The organism is Neoroseomonas lacus, from assembly GCF_014644535.1.
In the GTDB taxonomy this organism is placed as follows: domain Bacteria; phylum Pseudomonadota; class Alphaproteobacteria; order Acetobacterales; family Acetobacteraceae; genus Neoroseomonas; species Neoroseomonas lacus.
In genome coordinates this window covers 159,321-174,833 of the sequence record NZ_BMKW01000013.1, presented here as the reverse complement: position 1 = coordinate 174,833, position 15,513 = coordinate 159,321, and the positions used below count along the sequence as shown (strand labels likewise).

The 15,513-nt window shown below is 68.8% G+C and carries 11 protein-coding genes; 9 read left to right on the top strand and 2 right to left on the bottom strand.

The features are described 5' to 3' along the window. The first annotated feature begins 115 nt into the window (after positions 1-115). The 4 genes from IEY36_RS24025 to IEY36_RS24010 all read left to right on the top strand — a co-directional run bounded on the left by IEY36_RS24025 (position 116) and on the right by IEY36_RS24010 (position 8,241). Positions 116-4,807: a choice-of-anchor I family protein gene (locus tag IEY36_RS24025; protein ID WP_188971649.1), complete on the top strand. Its 4,692-nt coding sequence runs from the start codon at positions 116-118 to the stop codon at positions 4,805-4,807. A gap of 139 nt (positions 4,808-4,946) precedes the next feature. Beyond that, positions 4,947-6,191 (top strand): MFS transporter, encoded by a 1,245-nt coding sequence (locus IEY36_RS24020; RefSeq protein WP_229681539.1) that lies wholly within the window; start codon positions 4,947-4,949, stop codon positions 6,189-6,191. A 32-nt stretch (positions 6,192-6,223) separates the two neighbouring features. Further along, positions 6,224-7,270 carry a TauD/TfdA family dioxygenase gene (locus IEY36_RS24015; RefSeq protein WP_188971647.1) on the top strand — a complete coding sequence of 349 codons (1,047 nt, stop codon included), beginning with the start codon at positions 6,224-6,226 and terminating at the stop codon, positions 7,268-7,270. After that, positions 7,267-8,241, top strand: a complete 975-nt coding sequence (locus IEY36_RS24010) for a Bug family tripartite tricarboxylate transporter substrate binding protein (protein ID WP_188971645.1) — start codon at positions 7,267-7,269, stop codon at positions 8,239-8,241. The genes IEY36_RS24015 and IEY36_RS24010 overlap by 4 nt, the downstream gene beginning before the upstream one ends. Positions 8,242-8,245: 4 nt before the next feature. On the opposite strand, the gene IEY36_RS24005 is transcribed toward IEY36_RS24010, so the two are convergent. Next, a complete protein-coding gene (locus tag IEY36_RS24005; RefSeq protein WP_188971643.1) occupies positions 8,246-8,908 on the bottom strand; it encodes a substrate-binding domain-containing protein in 663 nt (220 codons plus the stop codon). A 129-nt stretch (positions 8,909-9,037) separates the two neighbouring features. On the opposite strand from IEY36_RS24005, the gene IEY36_RS24000 reads away from it, so the two are divergent. After that, complete coding sequence (locus IEY36_RS24000) at positions 9,038-10,711, top strand: M3 family oligoendopeptidase (RefSeq protein ID WP_188971641.1); 1,674 nt, start codon at positions 9,038-9,040, stop codon at positions 10,709-10,711. Between the two features lie 86 nt (positions 10,712-10,797). On the opposite strand, the gene IEY36_RS23995 is transcribed toward IEY36_RS24000, so the two are convergent. Continuing rightward, a complete protein-coding gene (locus IEY36_RS23995) occupies positions 10,798-11,772 on the bottom strand; it encodes a Bug family tripartite tricarboxylate transporter substrate binding protein (RefSeq protein WP_188971639.1) in 975 nt (324 codons plus the stop codon). Positions 11,773-11,923: 151 nt separating this feature from the next. Here IEY36_RS23995 and IEY36_RS23990 point away from each other — a divergent pair, with 151 nt between their 5' ends. Genes IEY36_RS23990 through IEY36_RS23975 form a run of 4 tightly spaced genes read left to right on the top strand, consistent with a single transcriptional unit; the run spans position 11,924 to position 15,496 of the window. Beyond that, positions 11,924-12,502 (top strand): TetR/AcrR family transcriptional regulator, encoded by a 579-nt coding sequence (locus IEY36_RS23990; protein WP_188971637.1) that lies wholly within the window; start codon positions 11,924-11,926, stop codon positions 12,500-12,502. Then, entirely contained in the window at positions 12,499-13,539 is a 1,041-nt protein-coding gene (locus tag IEY36_RS23985) for an efflux RND transporter periplasmic adaptor subunit (RefSeq protein ID WP_188971635.1), read from the top strand. The genes IEY36_RS23990 and IEY36_RS23985 overlap by 4 nt, the downstream gene beginning before the upstream one ends. Continuing rightward, the gene (gene devC / locus IEY36_RS23980; protein WP_188971633.1) at positions 13,536-14,813 is read left to right on the top strand and encodes an ABC transporter permease DevC; all 1,278 of its coding nucleotides are present in this window, start codon (positions 13,536-13,538) and stop codon (positions 14,811-14,813) included. The genes IEY36_RS23985 and devC overlap by 4 nt, the downstream gene beginning before the upstream one ends. Next, a complete protein-coding gene (locus IEY36_RS23975) occupies positions 14,813-15,496 on the top strand; it encodes an ATP-binding cassette domain-containing protein (RefSeq protein ID WP_188971631.1) in 684 nt (227 codons plus the stop codon). The genes devC and IEY36_RS23975 overlap by 1 nt, the downstream gene beginning before the upstream one ends. Positions 15,497-15,513: the final 17 nt, after the last annotated feature.

The following is a 15,513-nucleotide window of genomic DNA, read 5'->3' as shown; positions in this document are numbered from 1 at the left end:
CGATTTCCGTCCGCCAGAACACTGCTTTTTAACTTTTCCGTAACGCCACTGTGAGGGAGGCGATCCGGCAAGCGACCTAATCGACGGCGAACCATACCTTTGCCGGAGATTGTCCATGTCGGGGACGCAGCTCAGCGCGACCAAAGCCTTCACCGTTGCCCACACGGCGGCGAATGGCTCCGCCGCCCTCAATGCCGAGGTGGCGACCTTCGACGCAGCCTCCGGACTGCTGTTCGTCGCGGGGGGCGCCGGGATCGATGCGATCGACCCGGCGACCGGCGCGATCCTTGCCACCCTGTCGACCACGTCATACGGCTTCGTGAACAGCGTCGCGGCGCATGACGGCGTCGTCGCCATCGTCCTCGAATCGGTGCCCAAGACCGAGCCGGGCAAGGTCATCGTGCTCGACGTGGCGCGCAGCGGCGACACCGTCACGCTGACCCTGCGCGACTTCGGCGGCACCGACTATCTGACCGTCGGCGCCCAGCCCGACCAGATCGGCTTCACCCCGGATGGCACCAGGCTGCTCACGGCCAATGAAGGCGAGCCCAATTCCTACGGTGCCGCCGACAGCGTCGACCCGGTCGGCTCGGTCAGCATCATCGACATCGCCACCGGCGCGGTGTCCACCGCCGACTTCGCCGCCTTCAACGACCAGGCCGATGCGCTGAAGGCCGCCGGCGTGCGGCTGTTCGGCCCGGGCGCCACGGTCGCGCAGGACCTCGAGCCCGAATACATCACGGTCGACCCGAATGACCCGACCACGGCCTATGTGACGCTGCAGGAAGCGAACGCGATCGGCGTGCTCGACATCCCGAGCGCGACCTTCACGGCGATCATCCCGCTCGGCCTCAAGGACCACAGCATCGCCGGCAACGAGATCTCGGCGAGCGACACCGACAATGTCTTCGCCCCGGGGCTCTACGACAACGTCTACGGCATGTACCAGCCGGACGGCATCGCGGCGGTCGGTATCGGCGGCACCACCTACCTGATCACGGCGAATGAGGGCGATGCACGCACCGATTGGCCGGGCTACAATGAGGAAGCGCGCATCTCGGCGCTCAACCTCGACCCGACCGCCTTTCCGGACCTGAACGGCAATGGCAAGGCCGACGTCGTCGACGCGATCGGCCGCCTGACGGTCAGCATCGCCACCGGCGACACCGATGGCGATGGCGACTACGACCAGCTGCACGTCTTCGGCGGTCGCTCCTTCAGCGTCTGGACCACCGACGGCCATCAGGTCTTCGACAGCGGCAATACGCTCGACGCGCTGATCGCGACATATTTCCCCGGCAGCTACGACGAGAACCGCGACGACAACAAGGGTGTCGAGCCGGAGACCATCAAGATCGGCCAGATTGGCGGCGACACCTACGTGTTCGTCGCGCTGGAGCGCGCCGACGGCGTCGCCACCTTCCGCATGGACGGCCCGGACGACTTCACTTTCACCGGCTTCTACACCTCGGCCGGCGACGACGCGCCGGAGGTCATCACCTTCATCCCCGCCGAGAGCTCGCCGACCGGCGAGGCGATGATCGTTGCCCCGAATGAGGGCAGCGCGACGACCAGCGCCTATACGCTGAACGCGACCTTCAAGCTGCAGATCCTCTCCTACTACGGCGAGAGCGGCCTGCTCGGCGTCGACACCGCGCCGATCATGGGCGCGCTGATCGACAAGTTCGACAATGAATACGCCAACACGCTCGTGCTCGGCGAAGGCGACAGCTACATCCCCGGCCCGTGGCTGATCGCCGGCGCCGACCCGTCGCTCAACGGCGTGCCGGGCATCGGTGCGACCGCGCTCGGCCGGCCCGACATCGCCATCATGAACGCCTTCGGCACCGATGCCTCGGCGCTGGGCAACCATGAGTTCGACCTCGGCTCGCCGGTCTTCACGGGGGCCATCGCCGGCTCCGGCGCCTGGGGTGGCGCGCTGTTTCCGCTGATCACCTCGAACCTCGACGTCTCGGCCGACAGCTCGGTGCGCGCGCTGGCGGATGCGAGCCTCGGCGGCAATGCCGGCAACAACTTCGCCGGCCAGGAGGTCAGCAACATTCGGGCGAAGATCGCGCCCTATGCGGTCTCTACCCAGGGCGACGAGAAGATCGGCATCGTCGGCCTCACCACCTGGGAACTGCTGACCAAGACCTCGCCCAACGGGACGCGGCCGCTCGACGATGGCGACCCCAACACCTCCGACCTCCAGGAGGTGGCCATCTATCTGCAGGCCGCCGTCGACGCGCTGGAAGCCCAGGGCGTCAACAAGATCATCATGGTCGACCAGCTCGACACGCTGGCGCGCAACGAGGCGCTGGCCTCGCTGGTGCACGGCATCGACATCATGGTCGCCGGTGGCGGGCATGAGCGTCTCGGCGATGCCGATGACGTCGCCTATCCCTTCAATGGCCACGATGCGGACTTTGCCGGCACCTTCCCGATCGTCGCGACGGACGCCCATGGCGACACCACGCTGATCGTCACCACCGACACCGAATACACCTATCTCGGCCGCCTGGTGGTGGAGTTCGACGCGGACGGCAGGATCATCCCCTCCAGCCTCGATCCGGCGATCAACGGCGCCTATGCCTCGACCGAGGAAGTGCTGCAGCAGGCCTATGGCACGACGGACAGCGCGGCGGAGATCGTTGCCGGCAGCACCATCGGCAGCCAGGTGCAGGCTATCACCGACGCCATCGATGCGGTGATCAGCGCCAAGGACGGCAACATCTTCGGCTACACCAATGTGTATCTCGAAGGCGACCGGGTGTTCGGTCGCACGCAGGAGGTTAATCTCGGCAACATCACCGCCGACGCCAACCTCGTGGCGGCGCAGGACGCGCTCGGCGGCGGCGCGCTGGTGGTGTCGCTGAAGAATGGCGGTGGCATCCGCGCCTCGATCGGCTCGGTGAATGCGGATGGCGACAAGCTGCCGCCGGCCGCCTCGGAGGTGAAGCCGGCGGGCGCGATTTCGCAACTCGACATCGAGAACGCGCTGCGCTTCGACAATCGCCTGATGGTGTTCGACACCGACGCCCAGGGCCTACTGAACATCATGAACTTCGCCGCCGGCCTGTCGTCGGGCCCGGCGCAGCAATCCGGCGGCTACATGCAGATCGGCGGGCTGCGGGTCTCCTACGACCCGGACAACGCCGCGGGCCACAAGGTGTCGAGCATCTCGCTGATCGACGCCACCGGCGCCATTATCGCCCGCATCGCCGAGAACGGCGTGGTCAGCGCCGATGCACCGGCTTTGATCTCGATGGTCACGCTGAACTTCACCGCCAATGGCGGCGACGGTTACCCGGTCAAGGCCAATGGCCAGAACTTCCGCTACCTGCTGACCGACGGCACGGTCTCCGCCGCGGTCGATGAGTCGCTCGACTTCACCGCCGAGGCGACGATGCAGACGGTGGGCGCCAGCAATGCCACCGTACTCGGCGAGCAGAAGGCCTTCGAGGACTACCTGCAGCAGAACCACGCGACGCCGGCGACGGCCTATGACGTTGCCGATACCGGCGCGGCCGGCGACACGCGCATCCAGAACCTGAACTTCGTCGCCGAGGACACGGTGCTGGACGGCATCACCCGGACCGGTGGCTTCGGTGCCGACTCGCTGGTCGGCGGCATCGGCGACGACCTGATCAAGGCCAGTGCCGGCAATGACACGGTGCTGGGCGACATCGGCAATGACAGCCTGGCCGGTCATGCCGGCGATGACAGCATCGACGGCGGCAACGGTGCGGACAGCATCACCGGCGATGGCGGAGCCGATACGCTGCATGGTGGCGCCGGGGCGGACATCCTCGCGGGGGGCAATGGCTCTGACGTCATCGATGCTGGCGACGACAACGACCTGGTCGATGGCGGCAACGGCGCCGATACGCTGCTTGGCGGTGGCGGCGATGACACGCTGCTGGGCGGTGCCCTGGCCGACAGTCTGGTGGGCGGCACGGGCAACGACACGGTCGGCGGCGGCTTTGCCAACGACGTGCTCCATGGCGGCGACGGCGCGGACAGCCTCAGCGGCGATGACGGCGCCGACGGGCTGTATGGCGAGGCCGGGGCTGATACGCTGGTCGGAGGTGAGCGTGCCGACCACCTGGTTGGCGGCGCCGACAATGATTGGCTCGATGGCGGCACTGGTGGCGACACGCTGCTCGGCGGCGACGGCGAGGACGTGGTGTTGGGTGGCGCGCAGGGCGACAGCCTGGTTGGTGGCACGGGCAACGACACGCTTGACGGTGGCGACGGCAACGACACGCTGCTCGGCGATGCCGGCGCGGACTCGCTCGTCGGCGGTCTCGGTGCCGACACCCTCTCCGGCGGCGCGGATGCCGATACGCTGGTCGGCGGGTTCAACAGTGACCTGCTCGATGGTGGCGATGGCAACGACGTCCTCGAAGGCGGGAATGGCTTCGATACGCTGCGGGGTGGCGATGGCGAAGACACGCTGCTGGGCGAGCGCAACCGCGACCTGCTTGACGGCGGCATCGGCAACGACACGCTCGATGGCGGTGACCAGGCCGATACGCTGATCGGCGGCGCCGGTGACGACGTGCTGACTGGCGGTGGCGGCGATGACGTCTTTGTCTTTGGCGCCGGCGGCGGCTCGGACATCATCACCGACCTGGCGCGCTTCGAGACGATCCGCATCCTCGACGGTTTGACCGTCACGGACCAGACGCTCGGCGATATTGGCGGCGATGCGGCCGACGACCTCGTGTTGACGCTGAGCGATGGCGGCATGATCACCTTGCTGGACGTCCAGGTGATCCATGCCGGCGTGCTGACCTTCGCCTGACCTGACGTAGCGGGGCGCATCCTTGTGATGCGCCCCGGCTGCATAGCGGCCTGCCGTGGGATGCGGTGGCAGGACTGGACGGCGCCTGCCATGCTGGTGGCAGGGAGAGATACTGCCATGCTCAAGACCGGCCGCGTCCGTGGCTGACGCCGGCATCGATTCGCGCGGCGCCTGGCTGCGCCTTGCCGCCATCGTTGCGATCTGCGCCATCGGCAGCGTGCCGATGTGGTCGGTCGTCGTCGTCGTGCCCGCCGTGCAGGCGGAGTTCGGCACCGCGCGCGCCGGCGCTGCGCTGCCCTACACCATGACCATGGTCGGCTTCGTGCTCGGCGGTGTGCTGATGGGACGGCTGGCCGACCGTTTCGGCGTGTTGGTGCCGGTGCTGGTGGGGGCGGTGTCGATCGGCCTTGGCGGCGCGGCGGCGGCCTTTGCGCCGAACCTGTTCCTGTTTGGGCTCGCCTATGGCGTGCTGCTTGGATGCTTCGGCGCGGCGGCCGTGTTTGGTCCGTTGATCGCCGATGCCTCGCTGTGGTTCGCGCGGCGGCGCGGCATGGCGTTGGCGCTTGCGGCGTCGGGCAACTACCTCGCCGGCACGGTGTGGCCGCCGCTGCTGCAATGGGGCGTGGATAGCATCGGCTGGCGCGCGACGCATCTGTCGATGGGCGCCTTCTGCGTCGCGACAATCGTGCCGCTCGCGCTGCTGGCGTTGCGCCGACGCGCGCCGCTGCCGCCGCCACGCCCGGCCGGTGCCGCGGCGCTGCCGGTCGCGCGTCCGCTCGGCCTGTCGCCCAATGTGTTGCAGGCGGTGCTCGGCGCGGCGGGGGTGGCCTGTTGCGTCGCCATGGCGATGCCGCAGGTGCATATCGTCGCCTATTGCGTGGACCTTGGGTACGGCGCGCAACGCGGGGCGGAGATGCTGTCCGTCATGCTCGCGTCCGGCATCGCGTCGCGGCTGGTGTTCGGTGTGGTGATGGACCGCATCGGGGGGTTGCGGACGCTCGTGCTGGGCTCGGTCCTGCAAGGGATCGCGCTGTTCCTGTTCCTGCCGGCGGACGGGATGGTCGCGCTCTATGTCGTCAGCGCGGTGTTCGGCCTGTTCCAAGGCGGCATCGTGCCCTCCTATGCGATGATCGTGCGCGAGTATTTTCCGCCCGAGCAGGCCGGCACGCGCGTTGGCATCGCGCTGTCCTCCACCCTGGTCGGCATGGCGCTGGGCGGATGGATGGCGGGGGCGATCTTCGACGCGACCGGGTCCTACCAGGCGGCAATGTGGAACGGCATCGGCTGGAACCTGTTGAACCTGTCGATCGCGCTGTGGCTGTTGCGGCGCGGCATGCGCTGGCGCCGCGTGGCGGGCTGGACAGTGGCCGCCGCACGGACCTAGCCTTCCCTCCAAGCAACAAGCAGGAGGAAGCCATGGAACTGCCACCAGGACCTATTGGTGGCCAGGCCGCGTGGGTGGGCGCCGACATGGCGCAGCGCACCGACTGGATCGAGACCTTCTCCGCCACCGAACGCGCCGAAATCGACGCCGCCATTGCCGAGCACAAGGCTGCCGGGCGCGAGATGGGCGAAATTACGCCCGAGACGTTCCGCCTGCCCACGCTCGCTCCGCGGCTGACGCGCATCCTGGGCGACATCCAGCACGGCCGCGGCTTCGCGCTGTTGCGGGGCTTCGACGTGGCGTCGCGCCCGATCGAGGACAGCGCCATCGGCTATCTCGGCATCGGCGCACATCTCGGTGGCTTCCGGTCGCAGAATGCCAAGGGGCACCTGCTGGGGCATGTGAAGGACCTCGGCCTCGACATCCGCAACCCCAAGGTCCGCTACTACCAGACCAACAGGGAACTCGAATTCCACACGGACAGCTGCGACATCGTCGGCCTGATCTGCCTCAAGACGGCGAAGTCGGGCGGCGGGTCGCGCATCGTCTCCTCGGTCGCGATCCACGACCGCATGCTGGCGGAAAGCCCGGAGTTGTGGCGCGCGCTGTTCAACCCGATGCCTACCGACCGGCGCGGCGAGATCCCGCCCGGCATGCTGCCGTGGTTCGAGATCCCGGTCTTCAACTGGCACAAGGGCGACCTCAGCACGATCTATTCGGGGCAGTACATCCGTTCCGCCCAGGAGAACTTCCCGCAGGCGCGCCGCCTGACGCCGGTCGAGCATGCCGCGCTCGACCGGTTGGACGAACTCGCCGCCGAGATGTCGCTCGAGATGGAATTCCGCCCGGGCGACATGCAGTTCATCCATAACCACCAGCTGCTGCATTCCCGCACCGACTTCGAGGATTGGCCCGAACCCGAACGCCGCCGCCACCTCCTGCGCCTGTGGCTGGCACCCCGCCAGGCCCGCGAATTGCCGCCCGTCTATGCCCAGCGCTACGGGGACATCACACCGGGCAACCGCGGCGGCATCGTGGTGAAGGACACCGTGCTGCGCTTCACGCTGGAGCCGGCATGATCGCGCGGCGGTTCTTGCTCGGCGGCGCCGCGCTGGCGCTGCCGGGCATCGCGCGCGCCCAGTCCTGGGTGCCACAGCGGCCCATCCGCATGATCGTGCCCTTCGCGCCGGCCGGCATCCTCGACCAGCTCGCGCGGCTGCTGGCGGAACCCATGGGGCAGCGGCTAGGCCAGCCCATCGTGGTCGAGAACCGGCCTGGCGCCGGGGGCAATGTCGGCACCGCGCTTGCCGCCAGGGCGCGTGGTGATGCGCATGTGATCCTGGTGGGCAGCACGGGTCCGCTCGCCGTCTCGCCCATCACCGAGGCGCAGCTAGGTTACGACCCGCAGGCGGACCTCATCCCCATCACGCTGCTGAACTCAACGCCGCTGGTGCTCGTGGTGCGCGCGCAATCGCCGCATCGCGACGTCGCCGGCTTGGTCGCGGCGCTGAAGGCGGAGGGGCGCGAAGTGCTGTATCCGACGCCTGGCGTCGGCTCCCCTCAATTGCTGGCGCAAGAGGCGTTCCGTCAGGCCGCCGGCTTCATCGCCGCGCCGGTCCACTACCCAGGTAGCGCGCCTGCCATCATGGGGCTGATCGCCGGGGAATTCCCCTTCACCATCGAGAACCTGGTGCTGGTCGCCCCGCATGTCTCGGGCGGCACGTTGCGGGCGCTGGCGGTCACCAGCCTGACGCGCGCGCAAATGATGCCCACGGTGCCGACCATGGCGGAGCAGGGCTTTCCGGGCTTTTCCGCCGGCGGCTGGTATGGGTTGCTCTCGCCCGCGGGCGTTCCGGAGGAAGCGGTGATGGTGATCAACCGCGCCGCCGTCGCCGCCCTTGCCGAGCCCAATGTCGCGACCCGAATCAGCGCCATGGGCGGCCCGCCCATCGGCAGCACCCCGGCCGAATTCCAGGCCCATATCCGCGCCGAGACGGAACGCTGGCGCGGTGTTCTGGCGCGCGCGGCACCGGCGGCCGCGACACGCTGAACGCTCAGCCCGGCGCGTCGAGCCCCTTGGCGCGCAGCGCTGCCGGCGTGCAGACGCGTGCCACGGCGTCGAGCAGTGCTGTGCCGTTCGCCGCGCCAGTGAAGGCCGCGCCGGAGAACACCGCCACCGTCTGGGCGCCCTCGGGCAACGCCCCGACGATCTCGATGCCCGGGACTTCCATCAATTCGCTGATCTGCTGGAAGGCGATGGCCGCCTCGCCGTTCACCAGTTTTTCCGCGGTGAAGCCCTGCGGGATGACGATGGCCTTGGCGTTCACCTCGGCGGCGATGCCGAGCCGTTCGATCAGCCCGGCGAAGAAGATGCCGCTGGCACCGGCGCGCGAATAGCACAGCGAGGGCACCGACAGCAGCGTGCGTCGCAAGGCCTCGACGCTGCCGATATCCGGATGCGGCGCGCCGGCCTTCACGGCGAGGCCGACGCGCGAATGCGCCAATGGCCGCGCCGTCATGCCATCCAGCACGCCCTCGGCCGAGAGGGCGGCGACGGCTTCAGCGGTCAATACCGCGGCATCGGCGTGTTCACCGGCGCGGATGCGGGCCTCCAGCGCCTTGGTCGGCGCGAGTTCCACCTCCAGGCGAGCGCCGAGCGCGGCTTCGAGCGCCGGCGCGGCCTCCCGCAGCAGGCCGGCGAGGGCGAGGGTGGACATCAATCGTGGCATGGTTTCCTCCGGATCCGCAGCGTGGCGGCAAGCGCGCGCCGCGTCCACCGCCGCGCTTGACCTGGCCCGCCCTCCCGCGCGAGGTGACGGATGAACCCCGACACCGCAGGCCCGCCGATGACCCTTCGCTTCACCGAGATCAGTGCCCCCCGTCCGGACAGCGACAGCCTCGCCGCGCAGCATGATGCGATCGATACGCTGCTGGATGACGGGGACCGCGCCGCGGCGCTCGCCGCCTGGGACAAGGCGCGGCGGGACTACGAGACCTGGTCGTCCCTGGTGCATCTGACCTTCGCGCAGGACACCACGGATAAGGAGGCCGTTGCCGCGCGCGAATATGCCGATGCGCTGGCGCCCGAGGCGGCGACGCACGAGACCGCGCTGAAGCGGCGGCTGTTGGCCAACCCCGATCGCGCCGGGCTGGAGGCGCTGGCAGGTGCCCATGCCGTCGCGTTGTGGGAGACCGACATCACCGCCTTCGACCCCGCGATCGCCGCGGAGACGGAGGAGGAATCACGCCTCGGCGCCCGTTACACGGCGCTGCTTGCCGGCGCGAAGGTGAGCGTGCAAGCCAAGGAGGTGAACCTTTCCGGCCTCGCTCCTTTTGCCGAGGACCCGGACCGCAGCATCCGTCACGAGGCCGAGACCGCGCGCTGGGACTTCTTCGCCAGGAACGGCGAGGAACTGGATTCGATCTACGACCAGCTGGTGGGCCTGCGCACCGGCATGGCGCGCAAGCTCGGCGATGCGACCTTCACGCCGCTCGCCTATCGCCGCATGCGCCGGCTCGACTATGGCCCGGCCGATGTGGCTCGGTATCGCGAGAGCGTGGCGCGGCACGTCACGCCCTTGGTCGCGCGTATCCTCGAGGCGCGCCGTGCCACGCATGGCTGGGACAAGCTGCGCTACTGGGATGAATCGCTGATCGACGCCGCAGGCAATCCGAAGCCGGCCGGCGACCACGACATGCTGGTGATGGCGGCGCAGGAGATGTTCGCGCGCATGGATCCGCGCCTGTCGGGCTTCTACGCCATGATGCGCGAGGGCGGATTCATCGATCTGAAGAACCGTCCCGGCAAGGCCGGCGGCGGCTTCTGCACGTCATTCCCGAGCGTCGGCGCGCCCTTCATCTTTGCCAACTTCAACGGCACCCACAACGATATCGGCGTCTTCACGCATGAGATGGGCCACGCCTTCCAATGCTGGGAAAGCCGCAACCAGCCGGGCGTCGACTATCTGTGGCCGACCATGGAAGCGGCCGAGATCCATTCCATGGGCCTCGAATACCTGACGCATCCGCATATGGGGTTGCTGGTGGGGGACGCCGCGGCGGACCGGTATCGCGCCATGCACCTGGTTTCGGCGCTGTCCTTCCTGCCTTATGGCGTCTGCGTCGATCATTTCCAGCACGAGGTCTATGCCAACCCCGAGGCGACGCCGGCGGAACGCCACGCGATGTGGCAGCGGCTGGAAAAATTCTACATGCCGTGGACGGATTACGGCGACCTGGCCTATCCGGCGAAGGGCGGCCGCTGGCAGGCCAAGCAGCACATCTACAATTCGCCCTTCTACTACATCGACTACACGCTGGCGCTGTGCGTCGCGCTGCAGTTCTGGGTGTGGTCGCGGCGCGATCCGAAGGGGGCGCTCGATGCCTATGTCGCCCTGTGCGGACGGGGTGGATCGATGCCGTTCCAGGGGCTGGTGGCCTCGGCGGGGCTGACCTCGCCTTTCGCCGAGGGCGCGCTGGAGGCGGCGGTGGCGGAAGCAGCCGCGGTGCTGGGCCTGTAGCAACGATTTCGCAGAAATCGTCCGAAGGTGCAGTAACCTTCGGTTCCTGCCGGGGTGTTCGAGGGGCAGCGCCCCTCGGCCTTCCCTCACTCCGCCCGGATGTTGTTCTCCCGCACCACCTGCGTCCATTTCGTCCAATCCTCGGCGAGAACCTCGGCGAAGCGCTCCCGCCCGCCGCCGACCGGCTCGGCCCCGAAGCCGCGCACCCGGTCCACGACGTCTGGCTGGCGCAGGATGATCGCGAGTTCTTGGTTCATGCGGTCCAGGATCGCATCCGGCGTGCCCCGAGGCGCGAACATCCCGCCCCAGAAGCCCACGGCGTAACCCGGCAGGGTCTCCCCGAAGGTCGGCACCGTCGGGTAGATCGGCGAACGTTCCGCGCTGGTCACCGCGATCGCCCGCAGCGTGCCGGCCTCGAGCTGCGCGCGCGGGGTGAACAGCCCGTCATGGGCGACATCCACCTCGCCGCGGATCAGCGCGGTGATCGAGGGTTGGTTGCCGGTATAGGGCACCAGAGTCACCTCGATGCCGGTCTGGCGCATCAACAGGACCATGGCCAGGTGATTGATCGCGCCGGTGCCGGGGTGGGAGACGGTCAGCCGCCCCTGCCTTTCCCGCGCCAGGGCAATGAATTCCGGCACGGTGCGCGCCGGGAAATCGGGCCGGCAGATCAATGCCAGTGGGGAGGACTGCGCCAGCACCACGGGGGCGAGCGACTGCACTTGCTCGACCACCGGGGACCGGTTGACCAGGCCGCTGATCAGGGTCGAGGGCGAGGTGTAGAAGAAGGTCGTTCCATCGGGCGCCGACCGCGCGACGTGGTCCGCTGCGACCAGGGTGCTGCCGCCGGGCCGGTTCTCGACGATGAAGGTGCTGCCGGGAATGCGTTCCGTCAGCTTCTGGGCGAGCAGGCGCGCCATGATGTCGTTGGCGCCGCCGGCGGCGAAGCCGACGACGATGCGCACCGACCGCGACGGCCAGGCCTGCGCCTTGGCGCCACGTGCCGCGAGGATGACCGGCGCGGCCGCCATGATTGCCCGTCGCCCGATGCCCTGGACCATGCCTGTTTCCTTCCCACGTGAACCTTGGCGAAAGGTTAGAGGGTTTTGTTCCGGCGCGAAAACCGCGGCAATGCTTCGGCGGGACGCTGGTTGGCGACTGTACCGTCTGGACGGTTGAAAAAACCGTCCGGACGGTACACATTGGTTCGTCATGGACGCTCATGGCCCCGTTGCCCCACCCGACACACACACCCGCATCCTCGATGCGGTGGAACGCATCATCGTGCAGAAGGGCGTCACAGGCCTGACGCTGGAAGCCGCGGCGCGCGAGGCCGGTGTCTCCAAGGGCGGATTGCTCTATCATTTCGGCTCGAAGGAAGCGCTGCTGACCGGGCTGATGCAGCGGCTGACGGCATTCATCACGCAGGAATACGAAGCCGGCGTCGCGCGCCAGCCGGAAGGACCCGGCCGCATCGCCCGCGCGCAGATCGCCTGGGCCTTCGGCGAAAGCGATTGCTGCCCCGGCGAGGATCGCCACGACCGCGCCGCCGCGGTCTTCCTGGCGGTGTTCCACCACGACCCGGCGCTGCTCGACCCGATGCGCGCCGTGGTGGCGCGGATGAAAGCGGAACTGCTCGCCGACGGCACGCCGCATGGTGCCGCGATGGCGGTGATGACGGCGACGGACGGGCTGTTCATGGCCCACCTGTTCGGCCTCTATCGTCCGACCGAGGCCGACATTGCCGCTCTGCGCGCCACGCTCGATGCGCTGGTGGAGCAACGTCCGTGACCCGGCCTGGCCGTCTGTTGGTCGGCCTGCTGGTGCTGGCAACCGCCGCCGGCGGCTACGCCTGGCATGCCGGCAGCGTGCAATCGCCGCCCACCACGCCCGCCGTTGCGGCGTCCCTGGGGCCGATCGGCGTCGGCGCGCTTGGCCGGGTCGAGCCCGCCTCGCGCATCCGCGTGCTGACCCAGCCGGGCGGCATGGCCGTGACGCGGCTCGACCGGCTGCTGGCTGCGGAAGGGGATGTCGTCGCCGAGGGGCAGCTTCTCGCCGAATTCGCCGATGCCGCGCAGAAGGATGCCGGGGTTGCCCAGGCCGTGGCGGCGGTGGCGGAATACCGGGCGAGCCTCGACCGCATCCGCGCCGCCGGCCGGCCTTCCGAGATCGAGGCGCAGCGCGCCCGCATCGCCGCGCTGACGGCGCAGGAGGAACTCGCCCTGCGTGAGGCCGGCCGCGCCGACCGCCTGGTACCGACCGGCGCCGGCGCCGTCGCCCAGGCGGACCGCAATCGCGCCGTCGCGGTGCGCCTGACCGCCGAGCGCCGCCAGGCCGAGGCCGACCTCGACAGCCTGTTGTCCTCCCGCCCCGAGGATATCGCGCTCGCCGAAGCGCGCCTCGCCGCCGCCGAGGCCGCCCTGGCCAAGGCGCGGGCCGATGCCGAATTGTCCCGCGTCCGGGCGCCCTTCGCCGGCACCATCCTGCGCATCATCGCGCGGCCGGGCGACCAGGTCGGCAGTGACGGACTGCTCGAAATCGGCGACCTCACGCGCATGGACATCGTCGCCGATGTCTATGAGACCGACCTGCCCCGGCTGCGCCTCGGTGCGCCGGCCGAGGTAGTCGTCCCCGGCGAGGAGCGTCGCTTCACCGCCACGCTGCGTGAGATCGGCTGGACCGTGCGCCGCCAGACCCAGGCGAATACCGACCCGGTCGCCGCGGTGGACAGCCGCACGGTGGAGGTGCGCCTCGCACTGGACGAAGCGGGGGCGGAGGTGTTGCGCCGGCGGTCGAATATGCAGGTGCAGGTGGCTATCCGGCCATGAACGCGTTGACCAAGACGTCGTTGCTGCCCTGGGCGCCGGAGAAGACCGGCGAGGCCCCGCCCGCGCCGTCGCGTGTCGTCACGCCGGGCAAGGCGCCGAGGCCGGGGTTGGTCGAGGCGCTTTTCCTGCCGGCACGCCTCGCCTGGCGGCAGTTGCGGGCCGAACGTGCGCGGCTGTTCTCGGCCATTGCCGGCGTGATGTTCGCCGCGGTGCTGGTCTTCATGCAACTCGGCTTCCGCTCGGCCCTGTTCGACAGCGCGACCCGGCTGCTCACGGCGATGGAGTCCGAGCTGTTCCTGATGAACCCGCTCACCATCGCGAGCTTCCGCCCCGAACCATTGCCCCGGGTGCGCGCGCATCAGGCGCTGGCGTTGCCCGAGGTCGCGCAGGCCGTGCCCGTCTATCTCGCGCAATCCTCCTGGCGGAATCCGGAGGATGGCTCGCGCCGCGCCATCCAGATGATCGGCTTCGATGTTGGGGCCGGCGCCATGCATTTCGAAGGGCTCGGCGACATCGCGCCGGCGCTGCGGCGTGTCGATGCGGTGGGATTCGATACGCGCTCGCGTCCGGAGTTCGGTGATGTGGCGCGGCTATTCGCCGAGCGCGGAGCCTTCGACGTGCAGGTTGGCAACCGCATGGTGCAGATGGTCGGGCTGGTCAGCATCGGCCCATCCTTCGGGGCCGACGGCAACCTGGTGATGAATGAGGTGAACTTCCGCCGCATGGTGCGCGACCGCCAGGCGAGCAATACCGACCTGGTCGCCATCCGGCTGCGTCCCGGTGCCGATATCGCCGCCGCGCAGCAGCGCCTGCGGCAGATCCTGCCTGGTGACGTGCTGGTCCTGACCCATGCCGAGCTGGTGGCCCATGAACGACATTACTGGGAAACCGCCACCCCCATCGGCTTCATCTTCGCCTTCGGCTCGGTGATGGGGCTGATCGTCGGCATGGTGATCGTCTACCAGATCCTGTTTTCCGACATCGCCAACCACCTGCGCGAATACGCGACGCTGAAGGCGATAGGCTATTCGAATTTCTACCTCGCGCGGGTGGTGATGGCGGCGGCACTGATCCTCGCGCTGATCGGCTTCGTGCCCGGCGCGGCGCTGTCCACCTGGCTGTATGGCATCGTCGCCGACGCCACCTTCCTGCCGCTGGCGATGACGGTGGAACGCGCCGCCATGGTCTTCGCGCTGATCTTCGGCATGTGCGCGCTCGCCGGGCTGCTGGCGATGCGCAAGCTGCGCGATGCCAGCCCCGCCGACATGTTCTGATGGATCCGATCCACATCGACGGCCTGACTTTCGCCTATGGCGAGGGCGAGTTGCGCCGGCCGGTGCTGCGCGACGTCGGGCTGCGCGTGCATGGTGGGGAAGTCGTGCTGCTCACCGGCCCATCGGGGTCGGGCAAGACCACGCTGCTGACGTTGATCGGCGCGCTGCGCGGCATGCAGGAAGGGTCGTGCCGCGTGCTGGGCCATGAGTTGCTCGGTTCGCCGGAATGGGAACGCGTGGTGCTGCGCCGGTCGATCGGCTTCATCTTCCAGAACCACAATCTGCTCGGTTTCCTGACCGCACGGCAGAATGTGGCGATGAGCCTCGAACTTGATTCGACCATCCCCGAGGCCGAGCGGCTGGAGCGCGCCGGCGCGATGCTCGCCGCCGTCGGCCTGGCGGGGCATGCGGACAAGCCGCCCTCCAAGCTGTCGGGCGGGCAGCGCCAGCGCGTCGCCATCGCCCGCGCCCTGGTTGGTCATCCGGGCCTGGTGCTGGCCGACGAGCCGACCGCGGCGCTGGACAAGGTCACGGGCGGGGAGGTGGCGCATCTGTTGCGCGACATCGCCAAGTCCCGCGGCACGCCGATCCTGATGGTGACGCACGACCCGCGCATCCTCGATATCGCTGACAGGATCGTGACAATGGAGGATGGGCGGATCGTCGACAGCGTCCCTGCCTGACCGAGTCTTGATGCGCG

What these genes read in the sequence shown, in the direction of transcription:
- IEY36_RS23975 (WP_188971631.1), top strand. Translation starts at nt 14,813, where the DNA reads ATGGATCCGATCCACATCGACGGCCTGACTTTCGCCTATGGCGAGGGC.
- IEY36_RS24010 (WP_188971645.1), top strand. Translation starts at nt 7,267, where the DNA reads ATGATCGCGCGGCGGTTCTTGCTCGGCGGCGCCGCGCTGGCGCTGCCG.
- IEY36_RS24025 (WP_188971649.1), top strand. Translation starts at nt 116, where the DNA reads ATGTCGGGGACGCAGCTCAGCGCGACCAAAGCCTTCACCGTTGCCCAC.
- IEY36_RS24005 (WP_188971643.1), bottom strand. Translation starts at nt 8,908, where the DNA reads ATGTCCACCCTCGCCCTCGCCGGCCTGCTGCGGGAGGCCGCGCCGGCG.
- IEY36_RS23990 (WP_188971637.1), top strand. Translation starts at nt 11,924, where the DNA reads ATGGACGCTCATGGCCCCGTTGCCCCACCCGACACACACACCCGCATC.
- IEY36_RS23995 (WP_188971639.1), bottom strand. Translation starts at nt 11,772, where the DNA reads ATGGTCCAGGGCATCGGGCGACGGGCAATCATGGCGGCCGCGCCGGTC.
- devC (WP_188971633.1), top strand. Translation starts at nt 13,536, where the DNA reads ATGAACGCGTTGACCAAGACGTCGTTGCTGCCCTGGGCGCCGGAGAAG.
- IEY36_RS24000 (WP_188971641.1), top strand. Translation starts at nt 9,038, where the DNA reads ATGACCCTTCGCTTCACCGAGATCAGTGCCCCCCGTCCGGACAGCGAC.
- IEY36_RS24015 (WP_188971647.1), top strand. Translation starts at nt 6,224, where the DNA reads ATGGAACTGCCACCAGGACCTATTGGTGGCCAGGCCGCGTGGGTGGGC.